This is a genomic window from Xylanimonas oleitrophica (assembly GCF_003244315.1).
GTDB lineage: Bacteria > Actinomycetota > Actinomycetes > Actinomycetales > Cellulomonadaceae > Xylanimonas_A > Xylanimonas_A oleitrophica.
In genome coordinates, this window is the sequence record NZ_QKWH01000012.1 from 89,586 (window position 1) to 109,764 (window position 20,179).

At 76.2% G+C, this 20,179-nt stretch carries 18 protein-coding genes and 1 riboswitch; of the genes, 11 read left to right on the plus strand and 7 right to left on the minus strand.

Annotation, left to right across the window (positions count from 1 at the left end; genetic code table 11):
- Positions 1–35 precede the first annotated feature (35 nt).
- Genes DNL40_RS13310 through DNL40_RS13320 form a run of 3 tightly spaced genes read right to left on the minus strand, consistent with a single transcriptional unit; the run spans position 36 to position 3,894 of the window.
- Positions 36–1,055, minus strand: coding sequence for an ABC transporter ATP-binding protein (locus DNL40_RS13310; protein ID WP_111251736.1), 1,020 nt, complete (start codon positions 1,053–1,055; stop codon positions 36–38).
- Complete coding sequence (locus DNL40_RS13315) at positions 1,055–2,785, minus strand: ABC transporter permease (protein WP_111251769.1); 1,731 nt, start codon at positions 2,783–2,785, stop codon at positions 1,055–1,057. Before DNL40_RS13315 ends, DNL40_RS13310 begins: the two co-directional genes overlap by 1 nt.
- Positions 2,786–2,805: 20 nt before the next feature.
- Positions 2,806–3,894, minus strand: coding sequence for a thiamine ABC transporter substrate-binding protein (locus DNL40_RS13320; protein WP_111251737.1), 1,089 nt, complete (start codon positions 3,892–3,894; stop codon positions 2,806–2,808).
- An 84-nt stretch (positions 3,895–3,978) separates the two neighbouring features.
- Positions 3,979–4,082, minus strand: a riboswitch (TPP riboswitch).
- Positions 4,083–4,180: 98 nt separating this feature from the next.
- On the opposite strand from DNL40_RS13320, the gene DNL40_RS13325 reads away from it, so the two are divergent.
- Complete coding sequence (locus DNL40_RS13325; RefSeq protein WP_111251738.1) at positions 4,181–4,453, plus strand: DUF4235 domain-containing protein; 273 nt, start codon at positions 4,181–4,183, stop codon at positions 4,451–4,453.
- A 136-nt stretch (positions 4,454–4,589) separates the two neighbouring features.
- Here DNL40_RS13325 and DNL40_RS13330 read toward each other — a convergent pair whose 3' ends face one another.
- Positions 4,590–5,342 (minus strand): PAS domain-containing protein, encoded by a 753-nt coding sequence (locus tag DNL40_RS13330; protein ID WP_111251739.1) that lies wholly within the window; start codon positions 5,340–5,342, stop codon positions 4,590–4,592.
- A gap of 325 nt (positions 5,343–5,667) precedes the next feature.
- Between DNL40_RS13330 and DNL40_RS13335 the strand changes: the two genes are divergently transcribed.
- From DNL40_RS13335 to DNL40_RS13380, 9 genes are read left to right on the plus strand one after another with little or no spacing between them, the layout of a single operon-like run.
- Positions 5,668–7,365, plus strand: coding sequence for a carbamoyltransferase family protein (locus tag DNL40_RS13335; RefSeq protein ID WP_111251740.1), 1,698 nt, complete (start codon positions 5,668–5,670; stop codon positions 7,363–7,365).
- The gene (locus DNL40_RS13340; RefSeq protein WP_111251741.1) at positions 7,362–8,951 is read left to right on the plus strand and encodes an HAD-IIIA family hydrolase; all 1,590 of its coding nucleotides are present in this window, start codon (positions 7,362–7,364) and stop codon (positions 8,949–8,951) included. Before DNL40_RS13335 ends, DNL40_RS13340 begins: the two co-directional genes overlap by 4 nt.
- Positions 8,948–9,997, plus strand: coding sequence for a glycosyltransferase family 9 protein (locus DNL40_RS13345; RefSeq protein WP_218926071.1), 1,050 nt, complete (start codon positions 8,948–8,950; stop codon positions 9,995–9,997). Before DNL40_RS13340 ends, DNL40_RS13345 begins: the two co-directional genes overlap by 4 nt.
- Positions 9,994–11,043: a glycosyltransferase gene (locus tag DNL40_RS13350; RefSeq protein WP_245885921.1), complete on the plus strand. Its 1,050-nt coding sequence runs from the start codon at positions 9,994–9,996 to the stop codon at positions 11,041–11,043. Before DNL40_RS13345 ends, DNL40_RS13350 begins: the two co-directional genes overlap by 4 nt.
- A 14-nt stretch (positions 11,044–11,057) precedes the next feature.
- On the plus strand, positions 11,058–12,350 hold the full coding sequence (locus DNL40_RS13355) for a glycosyltransferase (protein WP_111251743.1): 1,293 nt from the start codon (positions 11,058–11,060) through the stop codon (positions 12,348–12,350).
- Positions 12,347–13,033 carry a D-sedoheptulose-7-phosphate isomerase gene (locus tag DNL40_RS13360; RefSeq protein ID WP_111251744.1) on the plus strand — a complete coding sequence of 229 codons (687 nt, stop codon included), beginning with the start codon at positions 12,347–12,349 and terminating at the stop codon, positions 13,031–13,033. Before DNL40_RS13355 ends, DNL40_RS13360 begins: the two co-directional genes overlap by 4 nt.
- Positions 13,030–14,517, plus strand: coding sequence for a PfkB family carbohydrate kinase (locus DNL40_RS13365; RefSeq protein ID WP_111251745.1), 1,488 nt, complete (start codon positions 13,030–13,032; stop codon positions 14,515–14,517). The genes DNL40_RS13360 and DNL40_RS13365 overlap by 4 nt, the downstream gene beginning before the upstream one ends.
- A 47-nt stretch (positions 14,518–14,564) precedes the next feature.
- On the plus strand, positions 14,565–15,305 hold the full coding sequence (locus tag DNL40_RS13370) for an SDR family oxidoreductase (protein ID WP_111251746.1): 741 nt from the start codon (positions 14,565–14,567) through the stop codon (positions 15,303–15,305).
- The gene (locus DNL40_RS13380; protein ID WP_245885922.1) at positions 15,302–16,438 is read left to right on the plus strand and encodes a glycosyltransferase family 9 protein; all 1,137 of its coding nucleotides are present in this window, start codon (positions 15,302–15,304) and stop codon (positions 16,436–16,438) included. Before DNL40_RS13370 ends, DNL40_RS13380 begins: the two co-directional genes overlap by 4 nt.
- A 293-nt stretch (positions 16,439–16,731) precedes the next feature.
- Here DNL40_RS13380 and DNL40_RS13385 read toward each other — a convergent pair whose 3' ends face one another.
- The 3 genes from DNL40_RS13385 to DNL40_RS13395 form a co-directional block, all read right to left on the minus strand.
- A complete protein-coding gene (locus DNL40_RS13385) occupies positions 16,732–17,691 on the minus strand; it encodes a UDP-glucuronic acid decarboxylase family protein (RefSeq protein WP_111251747.1) in 960 nt (319 codons plus the stop codon).
- A complete protein-coding gene (locus DNL40_RS13390) occupies positions 17,688–17,963 on the minus strand; it encodes a hypothetical protein (protein ID WP_111251748.1) in 276 nt (91 codons plus the stop codon). Before DNL40_RS13390 ends, DNL40_RS13385 begins: the two co-directional genes overlap by 4 nt.
- A gap of 337 nt (positions 17,964–18,300) precedes the next feature.
- On the minus strand, positions 18,301–19,182 hold the full coding sequence (locus DNL40_RS13395; protein WP_111251749.1) for a manganese catalase: 882 nt from the start codon (positions 19,180–19,182) through the stop codon (positions 18,301–18,303).
- Between the two features lie 136 nt (positions 19,183–19,318).
- Between DNL40_RS13395 and DNL40_RS13400 the strand changes: the two genes are divergently transcribed.
- Complete coding sequence (locus tag DNL40_RS13400; RefSeq protein WP_111251750.1) at positions 19,319–20,023, plus strand: YqjF family protein; 705 nt, start codon at positions 19,319–19,321, stop codon at positions 20,021–20,023.
- Positions 20,024–20,179: the final 156 nt, after the last annotated feature.

The window sequence follows — 20,179 nt, forward strand, 5'->3', positions numbered from 1 at the left end:
CTAGGCAGGGTCCCGGCCGCTCGCAGCGCGCACCGTCAGTCCGGCACGACGGCGCAGCCCGCCGGGTCGAGCGTCACCGCCACCTTGGTGCCCGGCGCCGGGGCGCTCACGCCGTCGGCGAGCGCGACCAGCCGTCGCCGACCTGAGCCCAGGTCGGCCTCCACGGTGATCTCCGTGCGACCGCGGCGGAACGCCGAGCCCACGACCTCGGCCCATGTGGCCGGCGCACCCGGCTCGCCTGGCTCCCCCGGCCCTCCGGGCGCGCCGGAGCCCTCGGGGGCCGCGCGCAGCCCCGTCGGGCCGACGGCGAGCAGCCCGCCGTCGGCGCGGGGCACGAACGCCTGGTACCCCAGGAACCGGGCCACGGCGCGGGAGGCCGGACGGCGCCACAGTTCCTCGGGGGGCGCCACCTGCAGCAGCCGCCCGGCCTGCATGACGCCGACGCGGTCCGCCACGGTGAACGCCTCGTCGTGGTCGTGCGTGACGAAGACGGCGGTGGTGCCGGTGGCCTTCAGCACCTCGCGGACCTCGACCGCCAGGCGCTCGCGCAGGCCGCGGTCCAAGGCGGAGAACGGCTCGTCGAGCAGCAGCAGCCGGGGCCGCGGGGCGAGCGCCCGGGCGAGGGCGACGCGCTGCCGCTCCCCGCCCGACAGGGTGGTGACCGGCCGGCGCTCGTACCCGGCCAGGCCCACGGCGTCGAGGAGCTCGCGCACGCGGGCCGTCCGCTCGGCCCGCGGCACGCGCGCCGTCTCGAGCCCGTAGGCGACGTTGCGCCCCACGTCCCGGTGGGCGAAGAGCTGACCCTCCTGGAAGAGCAGCCCGAACCCGCGGCGGTGCACGGGCACGCCCGCGAGGTCGGCGCCGTCGTACCGCACCTGCCCGCGTGCGAGCGGCTCGAGCCCCGCCACGGCCCGCAGCAGCGAGGACTTGCCGCACCCGCTGGGCCCCAGCAGCGCCAGGATCTCGCCGTCGGCGACGTCCAGGTCGACGCCGGCCACGGCGTCCGCCGTCGCACCCGCGTACCGCACGACGACGTCGCGCACCTCGAGGCCCATCAGAACTCCCCTCCGGCGGCACCGGAGGCGCGGTCCCCGCGCAGCCGCTCCGCGAGCATCATGACGGTGGCGGTGAGCAGCGCCAGCACCACGGAGGCGGCCAGCGCCATGCCGTAGTTCTCGGCGCCGGGCCGCCCGATCAGCCGGTAGATCACCACGGGCAGCGTGGCCGAGTCGGGGCGGGCCAGGAACGCCGTCGCGCCGAACTCCCCGAGGGAGACGGCGAACGCGAACCCGACCGCGAGGCCGAGCGAGCGCAGGGCGATCGGGAGGTCGACGTCGCGCAGCACACGCCCCGGGGAGGCGCCGAGCACCCCGGCAGCCTCGCGCAGGCGCGGGTCGATGGCGCGCAGCACCGGCAGCACGGTGCGCACCACCAGGGGCACCGCCACCACCGCCTGCGCGATCGGCACCAGCAGGCCCGAGGTGCGCAGGTCCACGTCGAGGCCCAGCGGCCGGTCGAGGGTGATGAGGAACCCGAAGCCCACGGTCACCGCCGAGACCCCGAGGGGCAGCATCACCACGGCGTCGAGCAGGCCCACCGCCCGGCGGGCCGCACGTGCCCGCGGGCGCCGCGAGACCACCAGCGCCACGAGCCCACCCACCACCACGGCCATCACCGTGGCCAGCGCAGCGGTGCGCAACGACGTGCCCAGCGCCTCCCACACCGTGACCACCAGGGCGTTGCGCCCCCCGGTGGTGCCCAGGGCCACGTAGTTGTCCAGGCCCCAGCCGCCCGTGGGCGTGCGGAACGAGCGCACCACCAGGCCGGCGAGCGGGAGCACCAGCAGCCCCACCACGGTCACCGCCGTCACGGCGAGGGCGGCGCCGTCGGCGAGGTCGCGCGGCCGCAGCCGGTGCGCCGCCGTCCGGTCGGACTCCAGGTGCAGGGCGTGCTCCCGCCGTGCCCGGGCCCGCCCCGCCACCCACAGCGCCAGCGTGATCACCAGGAGCTGCAGCACCGAGAGCACCGACGCGCTGCGCAGGTCCAGGAATTGCGTGGTGCGCTGGTAGATCTCCGTCTCGATGGTGCCGTAGCCGATACCGCCCAGCACCATGACGACGCCGAACGCCGTCGCGCAGAACAGGAACACCACCGCCGCGGCGGACGCGATCGCCGGCGCCAGCGCCGGCAGCGTCACCGTGCAGAACGCCCGCACCGGCGAGGCGCCCAGCGCCCGGGCAGCCTGCTCGGCACGCGGGTCCAGCCGCTCCCACAGGCCGCCCACGGTGCGCACCACCACCGAGTAGTTGAAGAAGACGAGCGCCACCACCACGGCGGCGAACGTCTCCTCCAGCTGCATCCACCCCAGCATCCCGCCCGGCTGGAACAACGACTTGAACGCGACACCCACCACGACCGTGGGCAGCACGAACGGGACCGTCACCAGGCCGCGCACCACGGACCTGCCCGGGAACGTGGTGCGGTAGAGCAGGTACGCACCCGGCAGCCCCAGCAGCACCGCCCCCACCGACCCGGCGACGGCCTGGCCCAGCGTCTGGCCCACGAGCCGCCAGGTGCGCGGCGCCGACAGCACCTCCTGCACCCCGCTCAGGTCGGGCGCGCCGACGTCGGACACGAAGCCGCGCGCCACCAGCGCGGCCACCGGCCACGCGAAGAACAGGCCGAGGAACCCGAGCGGGACGGCCACGGCCAGGCCCCAGCCGAGCGGGGCGGCCCACCGCCCGGCGGCACCTCGGGGCGCGGCGGACCGGGGAGCGGAGGCCACCGCTCCCCGGCCCTGCGCCGTCAGCCGACGACCGTCTGGGTCCACCGCTCGATCCACTCGTCGCGGTGCTCGGCCACGTCGGCCGGGTCCACCTCGAACGGCTCGGGCGCCAGCGGCGCGAACCGCTCCCACTCGGCCGGCAGCGGCACCGCGACGTCGGCCGGGTACATGTACATCTGCTCGGGCACGTCCGCCTGGAACTGCGCGGAGACCAGGAAGTCCACGAGCTGCTTCGCCCCCTCGGGGTTCTGCGCCCCCGCGAGCACGCCCGCGTACTCGACCTGGCGGAAGCACGTCCCGAGCAGGGCACGGGTGGTCGACGCCGAGCCGTCCTCGTTCAGCGTGTACGACGGCGACGTCGCGTAGGAGAGGACGACGGGCCGCTGGCCGCCCTCGCCGGAACCGGAGAAGTCGGCGTAGTAGGCGTCCTCCCACGAGTCGTCGACCTTGAGGCCGTTGTCGCGCAGGTCCGCCCAGTACTGCTCCCAGCCCTGACCGTCGTAGCCGGAGTCCCCGAACGCGCCGACGGTCGCCAGGAGGAACGCGAGGCCGGGCGACGACGACGCCGGGTTGGTCACCACCGTCAGGTCCCGGTACTCCGGCCTCGTCAGGTCCTCGAGCGTCTCGGGCTCGTCCAGCCCCCGCTCCTCGAACCAGGCGACGTCGGTGTTGAGGCACACGTCCCCGAAGTCGATCGCCGTGAGCGCCCCGTCGCCGATGCCGTACCGCGCCGCGGAGTCGCTGAGGGAGCCGGGCGTGTACGGCTCGAGCACGCCGGCGTCCGCCACGCGGGAGGCGAAGGTGTTGTCGATGCCGAACACCACGTCACCCAGCGGCGAGTCCTTGGTGAGCACGAGCTGGTTGGCCAGGGTGCCCGCGTCGCCCGCGGGCACGTGCCGCACCGTCAGGCCGCTCTCCTCCTCGAACGCCGCCAGCACCTCCTCCGACACGGCCCACGAGTCGTGGGTCACGAGGGTGACGGTGCTCGACGGTGTCGCCTCGCCCTCGGCTCCCGAGCCGCTGGCTCCCGACCCGCAGGCGGCCAGCGCGGGCAGCAGCCCGACGGCGAGCGCCGCAGCGGCGGCACGGCGCGGACGGATGGTGGTCATAGGTCCTCCTCGGACGTCGAGAAGGGGGCCCCGCGCCACCCGGCCCACCGGCCGTCGAGGGCCCGCGCACCGGACGACACGCGAGGATCGAGAAGCCCGACTTCCTCCACCGGTGCTAACCGGATCAGGTTCGAGGGTCTGCGGTACCCGCACTCTCAGCGCCCCGTGGCGCTCCCCTGTCGTTCGCCTCGAGCCTACCTCGTGGCGGCACGTGCCACGCACCGGTGGCGCGTCGCCGACCTGGGGATACGGTGGTCGGGCACGCACCGTCGAGAGGGGAAGACACGTGGCGAACCGGGACGAGACGCTCGCGGTCAAGGTCGGCACGCTGGTGCTGACGCTGGCGGCCGGCTGGGCCGCCCAGCGGCTCGTGGGCATGGTCTGGGAGAAGAGCACGGGCCACGTCGCCCCGCACGACCTGGACGACGACGAGATCTCGGGCGTCCAGGCGGTGACGTTCGCAGCGGTCTCGGGCGCCGTCGCGGTGCTCGCCCGCCGCCTGGCGCGTCAGGGCGCCCTGCGTGCCGCCGGGCGGTACGCCTCCAAGCAGCTGCACTGACGGCACTGACGGGCGCTGACCCAGGCCGGGCCGGACGCACGGGAGGGCGGGTCCCGCTGGGGACCCGCCCTCCCGTGCGTCCGGCCTGCGCTCGGTACGTCCGGTCTGCGCTCGGTCGCAGCCCGGCGCCGCGCCGTCAGCCGCGGGCGCGGCTGCGGCGGCGCGTGAGCTGGGCCTCGTGGCCGCGCGGGCGCTCCACCGGGTGCACGGCCGCGCACGCGGCCTCGAGCGTGGCCTCGGCGGTGGGGCCGGTGCCCTGCGCCTTCGCGAGGGCACCCATGATCTGGGCTGCGGCGGTGTGGACGGGGATGCCCACACGGCTGGCGATGTCCGCGAGCTCACGGGAGGCGGTGATGTCGTCGATGCCCTTGACGATCATGAACACGCCCTTGACCTGCTCGACGGCGGCGGCGTGGACGAACGCACGGTCCACGGCCTGCTGCGACTCGCGCTCGAGGGCCTCGCGCTGCACGGCGGTGACGTCGACGATGTAGCCGAGGACGTGCGTGACACGTCCCCGCTCCCGGCGGGCCTGGCCGGTGACGACGACCGAGCGCGCCTTGCCGGTGGCGTCGACGATGCGGTGGGTGGTGGCGAACGGCTTGCCGGACCGCAGAGCGCTGGCCGCCGTGCGCACCAGGCGCGTGCGGTCGTCGGGGTGCTTGCGCGAGCACAGAGCGTCGAGGTTGGGCTCGATCTCGCCCGGCGTGCGGCCGTGCATGAGGTAGACCTCGTCCGACCACCACCACTTGCCCGTCGCGAGCTCGACCCGGTACGAGCCGACGAGGACTGGCGTGCCGACGGCGAGCGCCTGGACGAGCCCTGCGACGTCGACGGGGGCGGACTGCTCCGTAGCGGCCTTCGGGGCAGCGAGCGTGGTTGCAGTCATTCGACTACCTCCCAGAACCGAGATTCACGGGGCCGCTTCCTGACCACCTGGAAAATCACCCTACAGAGTCCTCAACAGGTCGTCATCTGGAACGATGGATTCAGACTTCGACGAAACCGCTGGTCAGCGCGGTGCGCCGGCCGCCCCGGTGGCAGCGGCGCCCTCGGCGCCCCCCTCGCGGCAGCTTCGCAGGCCCCTCGTGGCACCCCTCGCGGTGCCCCTCACCGGGAGAAGCGGTTCGAAGTGCGAGCGACCGAAAGCCTGCGCACCGTCGAGGCACCGGCCGGTGCGGGCCGGTCCCGAACCCACGTGGAGGTCGCCCGCGATGCGAGTCCTCGGTGTCAACGCGCTGTTCCACGACCCGGCCGCTGCCCTGGTGGTGGACGGTCAGATCGTGGCGGCCGCGGAGGAGGAGCGGTTCTCCCGGCGCAAGCACGGCAAGCGGCCGGTGCCGTTCGCGGCGTGGGAGCTGCCGGAGCAGGCGATGCGGTGGTGCCTGGAGGCGGCCGGGCTGGAACCCGGCGACCTGGACGCGGTGGCGTACTCGTTCGACCCGGGGCTGGCGAAGCCCGCCGAGGAGATGGGCCTGCCGGACCCGTGGGACTGGTTGCGGCGGCAGTACGCGGAGCGTGCCCCGCAGTTCCTCGCGGCGGCGCTGCCCGGCCTGAACCCGGCGGCGGTGCGGTTCGTGCCGCACGAGGTGGCGCACGCCGCGTCGGCCGCCCTGGCCTCCCCGTTCCCCACGTGCAGCGTGATGTCGCTGGACGGGCGCGGCGAGCGCTCCTCGCACCTGTCGGGCCGCTACCACGAGGGGCGGCTGGAGGTGCTGGCCAGCCAGGAGCTGCCGCACTCCTTGGGGCTGCTCTACGAGTCGCTCACCGAGCACCTCGGGTTCCTGCGCTCGAGCGACGAGTACAAGGTGATGGCACTGGCCTCGTACGGGGAGCCGCGGTTCCTGGAGGACCTGCGGGACGTCTTCTACGCCACCCCCGAGGGCGGGTTCGTGGCCGAGGCTCCGGACTGGTCGCGGTGGGCCCCGCCGGCGTCACCGGGCTCGTTGCAGGACCCGGCGACCGCTGCCAGCCTGGCCCCGGACGACGCGCACGGCGGGCTGCCTCCCGCGCACGCGGACCTGGCGGCGTCGGTCCAGGCACGGCTGGAGGAGGTGCTGGTCGACCTCGCGACGTGGCTGCACGGACGCACGGGGGACACGGCACTGACGCTGGCGGGCGGCACGGCGCTCAACTGCGTGGCCAACTCCCGGGTGTGGCGCGAGACGCCGTTCGAGCACGTGTGGGTGCAGCCTGCCGCGGGCGACTCGGGCACGGCGCTGGGCGCGGCCCTGCAGCTGACGGCCGAGGCGGGCGTCACGGTGGAGCCGATGGGCTCGGCGGCGCTGGGCCGCGAGTGGCCGGACGACGAGCTGGCCGAGTGGTTGCGGGCGGCACGCGTGCCGTTCACCACGCCTGACGACCTGCCCGCGCAGGTCGCCGACGTCCTGGCGGCCGACGGCGTCGTGGCCTGGTTCCAGGGCAGGTCCGAGTTCGGCCCGCGTGCGCTGGGTCAGCGCTCGCTGCTCGCGAACCCGGGGCACGCCCACAACGTGCGGCGCCTCAACGACGTCAAGGGTCGGGAGCAGTTCCGCCCCGTCGCCCCGATGGTGCTGCTGGAGGACGCCGCGGAGATCTTCTCGGGCGGCCCGGTCCCGAGCCCGTACATGCTGTTCGTCCACGAGGTCGCCCCGGCGTGGCGCGAGCGCATCCCGGCCGTGGTGCACGTGGACGGCACGGCCCGCATCCAGACGGTGAGCACGGACCAGCCGCGGCTGCACGCCACCATCAGCGCCTTCAAGGAGCGCACGGGCCTGCCGGTGGTGGTCAACACGAGCCTCAACACCGCGGGGCGGCCGATGGTGGACGATCCGCGCGACGCCCTCGAGCTGTTCGGCTCCGCCCCGGTGGACCTGCTGGTGATGGGCCCGCACCTGGTGCGCCGCGGCGACCTGTTCGGGGTGGGCGCATGACGGCGGTCTCCTCCGACGTCCTGGGCTGGTCCGTCGTCGTCCCCACGGTGGGCCGCCCGCAGCTGCGGGCGATGCTCGACTCCCTGGCGGCGACGCTGCAGCGGTGCCCGGAGGTCGCTGCGCCTGCCGCGGTCGTCGTGGTGGACGACCGCCCGCTGGGCTCGGCGGCGGACGGCAGCCCCGCACGCCCGGGGCCGCTGCCCCTGCCCGCGGAGCACGGCCTGCCGCTGCACGTGGTCCGCTCCGGGGGGCGGGGGCCTGCCGCCGCCCGCAACGCGGGCTGGCGCACGGCGGCCGCCACCGCCTCCCCTCCGCGGTGGGTCGCCTTCCTGGACGACGACGTCGTGCTGCCGCCGGGCTGGGCCGGGCGGCTCGCCGAGGACCTGGCCAAGGCGGACGTCGACGACGTCGCTGCCGTGCAGGCACGGATCGTGGTGCCGCTGCCGGCCCACCGGCGCCCCACGGACTGGGAGCGCAGCACCGCCGGGCTGGAGCGCGCGGCGTGGGCCACCGCCGACATGGCGTACCGGCTCGACGTCCTGCGGCGCGTGGCGGGGTTCGACGAGCGGTTCCCCCGGGCCTACCGGGAGGACGCCGACCTGGCGCTGCGGGTCCGGCAGGCGGGCGGCACGCTGCGCCGCGGCAGCCGCACCGTCACGCACCCGGTGCGCCCGGCCGACGACCACGTGTCGCTGCGCGTGCAGCGCGGCAACCGGGACGACGCCCTCATGCGCGCCCTCCACGGGCCGCGCTGGCGCCAGGACGCCGAGGTCGGGCGCGGGCGGCTGCCGTGGCACACCGCCACTGTCGCCGCGGCGGGGGCCGCCGCCGGGCTCGCCGCCGCACACCGCCCGCGCCCCGCGGCCCTCGCGGCCGGCGTCTGGGCCGCGCTCACCGCCGACTTCCTGCGCCGCCGCGTGCTGCCTGGTCCGCGCCCGGGAGAGGAGGGGTTCGCCGCGGAGCTGCGCCGGATGGCGGTGACCAGCGTCGCGATCCCGTTCGCCGCCGTCGCCCACCGCGCCCGCGGCGCCTGGCAGCACCGACGGGCGCTGGGCGGCGTGGCCCCTGCCCCGTGGCCGGTGCCCGTGCGGGCCCTGCTGCTCGACCGGGACGGCACCCTGGTGCACGACGTCCCCTACAACGGCGACCCGGCCCTGGTCGTGCCGTTCGACGGCGCGCGCCGGGCGCTCGACGCGGCGCGGGCACGGGGCCTGCGTCTCGGTGTCGTCTCCAACCAGTCGGGCATCGGCCGGGGTCTCCTGACGCCCGCCCAGGTCGACGCCGTCCAGGCACGCGTCGAGTCTCTGCTGGGACCGTTCGGCACGTGGCAGCGCTGCCCCCACGTGCCGGAGGACGCCTGCGGGTGCCGCAAGCCGGAGCCGGGCATGGTGCTGCGCGCCGCCGCGGCGCTCGGCGTCGCCCCCGCGGAGTGCGCGGTGGTGGGCGACATCGGGGCCGACGTCGGAGCCGCCCTCGCGGCGGGCGCCCGCACCGTGCTGGTGCCGACGCCCGAGACGCGGCCGGAGGAGGTGGCTGCCGCCCCTCTCGTCGCGGTCTCGCTCGAGGAGGCGGTGAGGCTGCTGTGAGCGCGCGCGTGCTGGCGGTACGCCTCGACAACGACGGCGACGTGCTGCTGAGCGGGCCGGCGGTGCGGGCCCTGGCGGCCACGCACGGCCTGGTCGACGTGCTCGCCTCCACGGCCGGGGCCCAGGCCGCCCGGATGCTGCCCGGCGTGCAGGACGTGCTGACGTTCGACGCCCCCTGGAGCGGGTTCGCTCCCCCGCCCGTGGACACCGGCGCCGTCGAGGCGCTCGTGCGCACGCTCCGCGAGCGCCGCTACGACGAGGCGGTGGTGCTCACCTCGTTCCACCAGTCGCCGCTCCCGATGGCGCTCCTGCTGCGGCTCGCCGGCGTGCCGCGGGTGAGCGCGACCAGCGAGGACTACCCGGGCAGCCTGCTCGACGTGCGCCACCGCCGCCCGGAGCGGCCCGGCGGCGGTGACCTGCACGAGGCGGAGGCGATGCTCGACCTCGTCCGGGCGGCCGGCGCACGGCTGCCCGACGGCGACGACGGGCGTCTGGCGGTGCGCCGCCCGCTGCCCGCCGCGCCCGCCGACCTGCCCGAGCGCTACGTCGTCGTGCACCCGGGCGCCTCGGTGCCCGCGCGCGCCCCGCGACCGGACGACGCCCGGCGGTACGTGGCCGCGCTGACCGCCGCAGGCCGTGCCGTCGTCGTGACGGGCGGGCCTGGTGAGCGAGAGCTGGCGGCGCACGTGGCCGGGGGCGCGCCGGGTGCGGTGGACCTCGCGGGCCGCACGAGCCTGGAGGTTCTGGCCACGGTGCTCGAGGGCGCGGACTGCGTCGTCGTCGGCAACACCGGCCCGGCCCACCTCGCAGCGGCCGTGCGCACCCCCGTGGTGAGCCTCTTCGCCCCCGTGGTGCCGGCCACCCGCTGGGCCCCGTACGGGGTGCCTCGCGTGCTGCTGGGCGACCAGGACGCGCCGTGCCGGGCCAGCCGTGCCCGCGAGTGCCCTGTGGACGGCCACCCGTGCCTGGCCTCGGTGACGCCGCAGGACGTGGTGGCCGCCGTCGACCTCCTCGCCGGCCCCGCCGCCACGGGGGTGGCCGCATGAGCGCGCCGATGCGGGTCCTGCTGTGGCACGTGCACGGCTCCTGGACGACGGCGTTCGTCCAGGGCCAGCACGAGTACCTCGTCCCCGTGGTCCCCGGGCGAGGCCCCGAGGGACGCGGCCGGGCGCAGACGTGGGACTGGCCCGCGTCGGTGCGCGAGCTGTCCCCCACCGAGGTCCGGGCCGCGCTCGACGACGGCGCCGTCGACGTCGTGCTGCTCCAGCGGCCCGACGACGTACGGCTGCTGCAGGAGTGGACCGGGAGGCGGCCGGGGCGCGACGTGCCCGCGGTCTACGTCGAGCACAACGCCCCCACCGGCCACGCCGCCCGCAGCCGCCACCCTCTGGCCGACCTCGACACCGTCGCCGACGGCACCGTGCCCGTGGTGCACGTGACCGCGTTCAACCGGCTCATGTGGGACTGCGGCGACGCCCGCACCCTCGTGGTCGACCACGGCATCCCCGACCCCGGCCACCGCTGGACCGGCGAACGCCCCCACGTGGCCGCCGCCGTGAACGAGCCCGTGCGCCGGTGGCGGGTGGCGGGCACCGACGTGCTGCTGCGAGTCGCGCAGGACGTGCCGCTCGAGGTGTACGGCATGGGCACCGACCTGCTCGCCCCGCACCTGGAGTCCGGCTCGCCCGTCGCCGCCGCCTCGGCAGCCCGCCTGCACGACCTCCCGCAGCACGAGCTGCACGACGCGCTGGCCGGCGCCCGCGCCTACCTGCACCCCTACCGCTGGACCAGCCTGGGCCTGTCCCTGCTGGAGGCGATGGCGATCGGGCTGCCCGTGCTGGCCCTGCCGGTCACCGAGGCCCCCGTGGCCGTGCCGCCCGAGGCCGGGGTGCTCTCCGCCGACCCCGAGGTGCTGGTGGCCGCAGCCCGCCGCTGGGTCGACGAGCCCGAGGAGGCCGCCGCCCACGGCAAGGCGGCGCGCGAGCACGCCCTCACCCACTACCCGCTGGGACGGTTCCTGGACCGCTGGACCGCCCTGCTGACCGAGCTCGTCGACGACGCGCCGGCCGGCCGGCCCTCGAGCCGGCACTGAACCCGGGAGGAACGATGCGCATCGCCATGGTCTCGGAGCACGCCAGCCCGCTCGCCACGCTGGGCGGGGCGGACGCGGGCGGGCAGAACGTGCACGTCGCTGCGCTCGCCCGCCACCTCGGCGCCGCCGGCCACCACGTGGACGTCTACACGCGCCGTGACGACCCGGACCTGCCCGAGCGCGTGCCGCTCGCCCCTGGGGTGGACGTGGTCCACGTGACCGCGGGCCCCGCCCGCCCCCTGCCGAAGGACGACCTGCTGCCCTTCATGGACGCGCTCGGGGACGGCCTCGCCCGCGCGTGGTCCGACCCGCGCCACCGCCCCGACGTCGCCCACGCGCACTTCTGGATGTCCGGCCTGGCAGCCGTGCGTGCCCGCGCCCTGACCACCGGGCCGCGCGTGCCCGTGGTGCAGACGTTCCACGCCCTCGGCTCCGTCAAGCGCCGCCACCAGGGCGCCGCGGACACCAGCCCGCCCGGCCGCGTCGAGCTCGAGGCCGGCCTGTGCCACGAGGTCGACGTCGTGGTCGCGACCTGCCACGACGAGGTGGACGAGCTGTACCGCCTCGGCGCCCCGCGCGGGCGGCTGCGCGTGGTGCCGTGCGGCGTCGACCTGGACGAGTTCCAGCCCGACGACGAGCCCGCCGCCGCTCCCGGCGACGGCCGCCCTCCCGGGCGGCTGCGCCTGCTGACCGTCGGGCGGCTCGTGGAGCGCAAGGGCGTGGGCACCGTGGTCGAGGCGCTCGCCCTGCTCCGCAGCGCCCGGCACCGCGGCGGCCCGCTCGACGTCGAGCTCGCCGTGGCGGGCGGCCCTCCCGCCACGGGCCTCGGCACCGACCCCGAGGTGCGGCGCCTGCGCGCCCTGGCCGACCGGCTCGGCGTCGCCGACCGCGTACGGTTCCTCGGCGCCGTCGGGCACGACGACGTCCCGCCGCTGCTGCACGCCGCCGACGTCGTCGTGTGCGCCCCCTGGTACGAGCCGTTCGGCATCGTGCCGCTGGAGGCCGCGGCGTGCGGGCGCCCCGTGGTGGGGTCCGCGGTCGGCGGGCTGCTCGACACCGTCGTCGACGGCGAGACCGGCCTGCTGGTGCGCCCCCGCGACGCCGCCGCGCTGGCTCGCGCCGTGCAGCGCCTGGCCGACCCCGGGCTGCGCGCACGGCTCGGCGCCGGTGCCCGCACCCGCGCCGAGCGGCTCTACGGCTGGCCCACCGTGGCCGCCCGCACCGCCGACGTCTACGCCGATCTCCTCAGGGCGTCCCGGCCCGCCGTCGTGCGGCCCGCGCCCCTGACCGTGGGAGGACCGCGATGAGCACCGACCCCCAGCCCACCACCCTGCCCGGGCCCTCGGCCCTGCGGCGCCCGGCAGGGCGGTGGCTCCAGCGTCACCGGGGCGACCTCCAGGCCGGGCTGGACGCCCTCGTCGCGGACGCCGGGCGCATCGAGGCGTGGGGCGCCGAGCTGGCCGACCGGCTGCTCGACGGCGCCCGCCTCCTCGTGGCGGGCAACGGCGGGAGCGCTGCGGAGGCCCAGCACCTGACGGCCGAGCTCGTGGGCCGGTTCGAGGGCGAGCGGCGGCCCCTGTCCGCCATCGCCCTGCACGCCGAGACGTCCGCTCTCACCGCCGTGGTCAACGACTACGGCCCCGAGGAGATGTACGCCCGCGGCGTGGCCGCCCACGGGCGCGAGGGTGACGTGCTGGTCGCGATGTCGACTTCCGGGGCGAGCGCCAACGTGCTCGCCGCGGTGCGCCGGGCCCGCGAGCTGGGGCTCGTGACGTGGGCCCTGACCGGCCCCGTGCCGAACCCGCTCGCCGCCGCGTGCGACGACGCGGTGGCCGTGCCCGCCGGGTCGACGTCCGCCGTGCAGGAGGTGCACCTCGTGGCCGTCCACGCCCTGTGCGCCGCGCTCGACGAGCAGGTGGCGCGCCGCGAACGCGCCGCGCGCAGGGCACGCGCCCCACGCCGCGCCGCGCTGCGCGAGGCACGGCCATGAGCCGCCCGCAGGGCACGCCCCCGCGCCGCCCGCAGGGCGCGGCCCGCCCGCAGGGCACAGCCCGCCCGCTGGTCGGGGTGGTCGGCGACGTGCTGCTCGACCGCGACGTGGACGGCAGCGTCACCCGCCTCAGCCCTGACGCGCCCGTGCCCGTGGTGGACGTCGAGACCGTACGCCAGAGCCCCGGCGGCGCGGGCCTCGCGGCGCTGCTGTGCGCCGGCCGGGCCGACGTCGTGCTCGTGGCACCCGTCGCCGACGACGACGGTGGCGCCGTGCTGCGCGCGCGGCTCGCGGGGCTGCAGCTCGTGCCGCTCGGGCACGAGGGCGGTACCCGTACCAAGACGCGCGTGCGCAGCTCCGGGCAGAGCCTCGTGCGGGTGGACGACGGCGGCCCCGGCACCCCGCGCGACGTCGATCCCGCCGTCGTCGCCGCGCGGCTCGCCGCCTGCGACGTCGTCCTCGTCTCCGACTACGGCGGCGGCGTCACCCATGACGAGACGCTGCGGGCCGTGCTCGCCGACGTCGCCCGCGAGCGCCCCGTCGTCTGGGACCCTCACCCCCGGGGCGGGCGGCCGGTGCCCGGCTGCGCGCTGGTGACGCCCAACCGCAGCGAGGCGGTCGGCGCCGCCGAGGCGCTCGGCCTCGACGTGACGCCCGACGACGTGGCCGCCCTCGCCGCCGCGCTGCGGGAGGCGTGGGGTGCGCAGGCGGTCGCCGTCACCGCCGGGGCCCGAGGAGCCTGCGTGGCACAGCGGGGCGGTGGAGCAGGCGCGGTGCACGTGGCCGCCGTGCCCGTCTCGGGCGGGGACCCGTGCGGTGCCGGCGACCGGTTCGCCGCCACCGTCTCCGAGTGCCTGGCCCGGGGACGCGACGTCGTGGGCGCCGTGCGCGAAGCGGTCGCCGCCGCGGGCGCCTGGGTGGCGGCGGGCGGCGCGGAGGCGTTCCGGCGAGCCGACGGCGACGAGGGCGACGGTACGCCTCCGGACCCGGGCGTCCCGGCGAGCACCGACGCCCTCGAACGGCTCGGCGCCACCCTGCGCACCGGCGGCACGCTCGTGGCCACCGGCGGCTGCTTCGACCTCGTGCACGCCGGCCACGTCGCCACCCTGCAGGCGGCCCGCGCGCTGGGCGACCGCCTGGTGGTGCTGGTCAACTCGGACGCCTCGGTGCGCCGCCTCAAGGGCCCCGACCGCCCGCTCGTGCCGGCCGCCGAGCGCGTGCGCGTGCTCGAGGCGCTCGACGCGGTGGACGCCGCCGTCGTGTTCGACGAGGACGACCCCTCGGCCGCCCTCGACCTGCTCCGCCCCGACGTGTGGGCCAAGGGCGGCGACTACGCCGTCGAGGACCTGCCCGAGGCCGAGGTCGTGGCACGCCACGGCGGCCGCACCGTGGTGCTGCCCTACCTCGACGGCCGCTCCACCACGGCGCTCGTGGCCCGTGCCCGCGGCACCTCGCCGCTCGACCGCGCGCTCGCGCCGTCGTGACCCGCGGCGCCCCCGCACCTGCCGCCCCCTACGGAAGGAACCGACGCATGACCTCCGCCCCCATCCTCGACGGCCGCGCCGAGCCCGCGGCGCTCACCCCGCGCCGCGTCGGCACGGTCTTCATCACCGGCGGCGCCAGCGGGCTCGGCGCCGCGCTGGTCGACGCCGTCACGGCCGCCGGCGGCACGCCCGCGGTGCTCGACATCGCCGCACCGTCACAGCCCGACGTCGCCCACACCACCGTGGACCTGTCCGACTCGGCCGCCACCGCCCGCGCCGTCGAGGAGCTCGTCGCACAGGTGGGGCCGCCCGACGCCGTCGTGACCGCCGCCGGCACCGACGTGTGCGGCCCCCTCCTCGACATCGACCCCGCGACGTGGGAGCGGGTGGTGCGCGTCAACCTCTTCGGCACCGTCGCCGTGGTGCGCGCGGTGCTGCCCCACCTGGAGGAGCGCCGCGGCACCGTGGTCACCGTGGCCTCGACCCTCGCGCTGCGCGGGGCCGGCGACGCCACCGCCTACTGCGCCTCCAAGTGGGGCGTGCGGGGCTTCACCCAGGCGCTCGCCGCCGAGTACGCCGGGCGGGTGGGTGTCACCTGCCTCATCCCCGGTGGCATGCGCACCCCGTTCTTCGACGGCCGCACCGAGCAGTACAAGCCCGGCCCGGACGCCGACCTCAACGACCCCGCCGCCACCGCCGGCGCCGTCATCGCGGCCCTCACCCAGCCGGTGGGCAGCGAGATCCGCGAGATGCTCGTCATGGCGTCGGGCGAGGCGTCCTGGCCGTGACCGGCACCGTCCTCGTGCTGCGTGCCCTGGGGCTCGGGGACGCCCTCACCGGCGTCGCCGCGCTCCGGGGCGTGCGGCGCGCATGGCCCGGGCACCGGGTGGTGCTCGCCGCCCCTGCGGGCGTCGGAGCGTTCCTCGCCGCCCGCGGCGTGGTGGACGACGTCGTGCCCGCCCAGGCGCTCGCCCCCCACGCTCTCGCGGCGCTGGAGCTGCCGGCCCTCGCGGCGCTCGAGCCGCCGGTACCCGATGACGGCGAGGGAGCCGCAGCCGGTAGGCGCGGCCGGGCCCGTGCCGGCGGGGGCGTGCCCGGGCTGGCGCACGGGGGCGAGACCCTGCACGGGGGCGGCGTCTGGACCCTGCTGGGGGACGAGGTCGCGGCCGCGGGCCGAACCGCCCGCAGGCACGTCGCGGTGAACCTGCACGGGCGCGGTCCGGCGAGCCACCGGGCGCTCCAGGCGACCGCGCCGGGGACGCTCGTCGCGTTCGGGTGCGCCGAGGCCGGGCACGACGGGCCGGCCTGGGACCCGGGCGAGCACGAGGTGCGCCGCTGGTGCCGACTCGTGTCCGCGGCAGGCGGGCCCTGCGGCCCCGAGGACCTGCGGCTGACCGAGCCGCGCGCACCGCGCGGCAGCACCGTCGTCGTGCACCCCGGAGCGGCGTCCGGCGCGCGCCGCTGGCCGGTGGCGCGGTGGGCCGCCGTCGCGGCGGCCCTCGCCCACGACGGGCTGCGCGTCGTCCTCACCGGGTCGACGGCGGAGCGACCGCTGTGCCGCGCCGTCCTCGCCGCGGCGGCCGGCGCCGGCGCGGACGTGGAGGACGCCTCCGGCCGCCTCGACCTCGACGAGCTCGCCGACCTCGTCGGCGGAGCGCGCCTCCTCCTCAGCGGGGACACCGGGGTCGCGCACCTCGCCACCGCGCTGGGCACGCCCTCGGTCACGCTCTTCGGCCCGGTCCCGCCGTCCGCCTGGGGCCCGAGCATCGACCTCGACCGGCACACGGCCCTCTGGCACGGGCCCACCGCGGTGCCCGGCGACCCGCACGGCACCTACCTCGACCCCACGCTCGCCCGCATCACCACCGCTGAGGTGCTCGACGCGTGCGCCGCGCTCCTCGCCGTCGAGCAGGTCGCCTGAGGAGCGCGACCCGGCGACGCCGCATCGCCGGGCAGCGGGGCCCCACCGGCAGGCAGAGCACGACCGGGGTGGGGCCTGCCTCCCGACGTGACCTGACCTGACCTGACCTGAGCGGGGTGTCCTCGGCGCGTGTCGCAGGCGTCCGGCGCGACGAAGCCCGGCAGCGGCGTCCGGCGCGACGGCGTCCGGCGCGACGGCGTCCAGCATCGGGCATCACGACTTCCCGTCCACCGCGAAGCCCGGCTCGCCGCGAGGCCGGGCCGGGTCCCGCGGGACGCCCGTACGGCGGGTGGTCAGGCCGCGCCCTCGTCGGCGGCGCCACGGGCCTCCCGGAACCACGCGACCGTCCGCTGCAGCCCCTCCCGCCAGCGCACCTTCGGCTCCCAGCCGAGCAGCTCCCGCGCACGGCTGATGTCCGGGCACCGCACCTTCGGGTCGTCCGCTGGCAGATCGATCTGCTCCAGCGGAGACGTCGATCCGGTCGCTTCGATCACGTCCCGCGCGATCTGCCGCACCGTGAGCTCCTCCGGGTTGCCCAGGTTCACCGGCCCAGGATCGTCCGTGCTCGCGAAGCGCAGCAGCCCCTCCACCAGGTCGTCCACGTAGCAGAGCGAACGCGTCTGCGACCCGTCGCCCGCGACCGTCAGCGGCTCCCCGTCGAGCGCCTGCCGCACGAACGTGGGCACCACCCGTCCGTCGTGCCCACGCATCCGGGGCCCGTAGGTGTTGAAGATGCGCACGATGCCGGTATTCACGCCCTCGGCCCGGCGCACCGCCGCCGTCAGCGCCTCCGCGAACCTCTTGCCCTCGTCGTACACCGACCGTGGCCCGACCGGGTTCACGTTGCCCCAGTACTCCTCGCGCTGCGGGTGGACCAGCGGGTCGCCGTACACCTCCGACGTCGACGCGAGCACGAACCGGGCACCGCACGCACGGGCCACGTCGAGCGCCGACCGGGTGCCGCGCGAGGACACGTCCAACGTCTCCAGCGGGTGCGCCAGGTAGTCCGCCGGCGAGGCCGGGCAGGCCAGGTGCAGCACGAGGTCGACCTCACCCACCAGACTGGTGGACAACCCTGTGGACACGTCACGGCGCAGCAGCCGGAACCCCGGGTGGCGCGCGATGCCCGCCACGTTCGACGGCGTCCCGGAGATCATCGAGTCGACCGCGACCACCTCGTGACCGGCGGCCAGGAGCGCCTCGCACACGTGGCTGCCGACGAACCCCGCACCGCCGGTGACCAGCGCCCTCACCGGGACACCAGCTTCGCGAACGTGCTGTCGCCGCCGTCGGCCTTCTCCGCCTGGTACCGCAGCGCCAGCCCGCGGTCCTCGAACACCGAGAACCACTCGTCCCACGACACCGTCTCGATCCGGTCGCCGCCCACGCCGCCCGGGAAGTCGATCCGCAGCACGCCCCCGCCATCGTCACGTGCGTCCCGCACCACCGCGGGCGTCCCACCGCGGGCGTCCACCCAGCGGCGGACCTCCTCATGGTCCGTGGTCGTCTTCGTCTCGGACGTCATGGTCGCTTCCCTGTCGGTCTCGTCGGCCCTGGCTCGACCTGCCCTCTCACCGTGGCCCGTGCCCCGGCCACTCGCGCGCGGACCGGTCACGGCCACTCGGGCGCGGACCGGTCACGGCACCTGCCGCACGGCGAGCGCGTCCATGCGTACCGCCCCGTGCGCAGCACCTCGCCTTCGTTGTGGGCGGGGGACTTGCCGCAATCCCGAGGGGATTGCGGCAAGTCCCCCGCCCACAACCGGCGATGCTCCGGCGAGCCTCCGTCGCGGTGATGCCAGGGAGCACGACGGCGGCCGGGACACCGTCCGTGCCCCAGCCGCCGCGACGGCGTGCCTCGCGCTACTCCTTGTGGAGCGCGTCCTGCACCGCTCCAGCCGCCTTCTCGAGCGTGCCCGGCCGCTCGGTGGTGCCGTGGAACCGCACGTCCGGCTTGGTGGGCGGCGGCATCGGCACCCCCTGCGGCGGCTCGGCCACGTACTCGAACTGCCCCTTGCCGTCCGGGGTCGGGCCGCTGGCCCACTTGCCCTCCGACGCGTGCTGGCCGTCGGAGAAGTTGATGTACTGGTACGACACCTCGCGGTTCTCCTTGCTGACCGGGAAGGTGATCGGCACGGGCAGGTCCTCGATGCCCTCCTCGCGCAGCTCCTGAGCCGCCACGATCCACTGGTTCTGGTGCATGGTGTCCCGCGCCAGCAGGAAGGCGAGGAGATCCTTCACTCCCTTGTCGTCGGTCATGTGATAGAGCCGGGCGACCTGGAGCCGACCCTGCATCTCGGCGTTCGCGTTGGCCGTGAAGTCCGCCAGCATGTTGCCGCTCGCGGTCACGTAGCCCGCGCTCCACGGGTTGCCGTTCGAGTCGACCGGGCGAGCGCCCGCACCGGCCACGATCGCGTGCTGCGGATCAGTGCCACCCACGATGGCGGCCACCGCCGGGTCGTCCTGCGCGGCCCCCTCCACCACGCCGAGCGGGGCGTCCTCGAGGAGCTGCGCGATCATCGTGGCGAGCATCTCGACGTGCCCCATCTCCTCGGCACCAATCCCGAAGAGCAGGTCACGGTACTTGCCGGGGATGTGCGCGTTCCAGGACTGGAACCCGTACTGCATGGCCACGGTGATCTCGCCGTACTGGCCGCCCAGGACCTCCTGGAGCTTGCGGGCGAACACGGCGTCAGGCTTGTCGGGCTTGGCCTTGAACTGGAGCTCTTGCCGGTGGAAGAACATCTGCGATCCTCTCGGGCTGCAGCTGCACACGAGCCACTCCTCGACCCGTCGCTTGCCTCTCCACCGTGCGCGCTGCCGGAGGGGCTCGCACGATGTCGCGCGCGCGGGTGGCTTGCGCCCGGCGCACCGTGAGGAGATGAGCGGAACCGAACCCGACCACCACGTGCGCGTGCCGCTGAACCTCCAGCGGTGGGCCGACATCACGTTCCTCCACTGGCGCTACGAGCCAGCCGCGCTCGAACCGTTCATCCCCGCGGGCCTGAGGCTTCAGCTGCACGACGGCACCGCCTGGCTGGGCCTGACCCCGTTCACGCTCGCCGACCTGCGTCTGCCCGGCCTGCCGGCTGTACCGCGCTGGTCTACGTTCCCCGAGCTGAACCTGCGCACCTACGTGACCGACGGACGGCACGACGGCGTGCTGTTCCTCCGCATCCACTGTGCGCGGCGGTCGGTGACCCTCGGTCTCCGCGCCGGGCTCGGGCTCCCGTACGTGTACCGCAGCGGGCATGTCGAGCTCACTGGAGCGACAGTCCGGTACGCGATCGGGAACACCCGCGCAGAGGTCACCGTGGGTGCCCGCATCGGTGCCTCACCGCTTGCCGGGAGACTCACAGGCCGGTGGAACGCGTACAGCCGTCATCTCGGCACGCTGCTCCGGGTGCCGATATCCCATCCTCCGTGGCCGCTCCACGACGCACGGCTGCTCTCGCTGCACACCGACCTGTGGAACGCCACCGGGTTGCCCGAACCTCAGGACGAGCCGTGGGTCCACCACTCCCCCGGCGTACCTGTCCGGATAGGTGCGCCACGACGCGTGCGGAGTACCGCCACGGAACCGTAACGAGCCGTCGCCGTGGCGGGCGTTCTGGTTGTGTGGGGGTATGCCGAAGGCCCGCACCATGTGGTGCGGGCCTTCGGTGAAAGGGTGTCCGGCGGCGTCCTACTCTCCCACCCCGTCTCCAGGGCAGTACCATCGGCGCTGTAGGGCTGAGCTTCC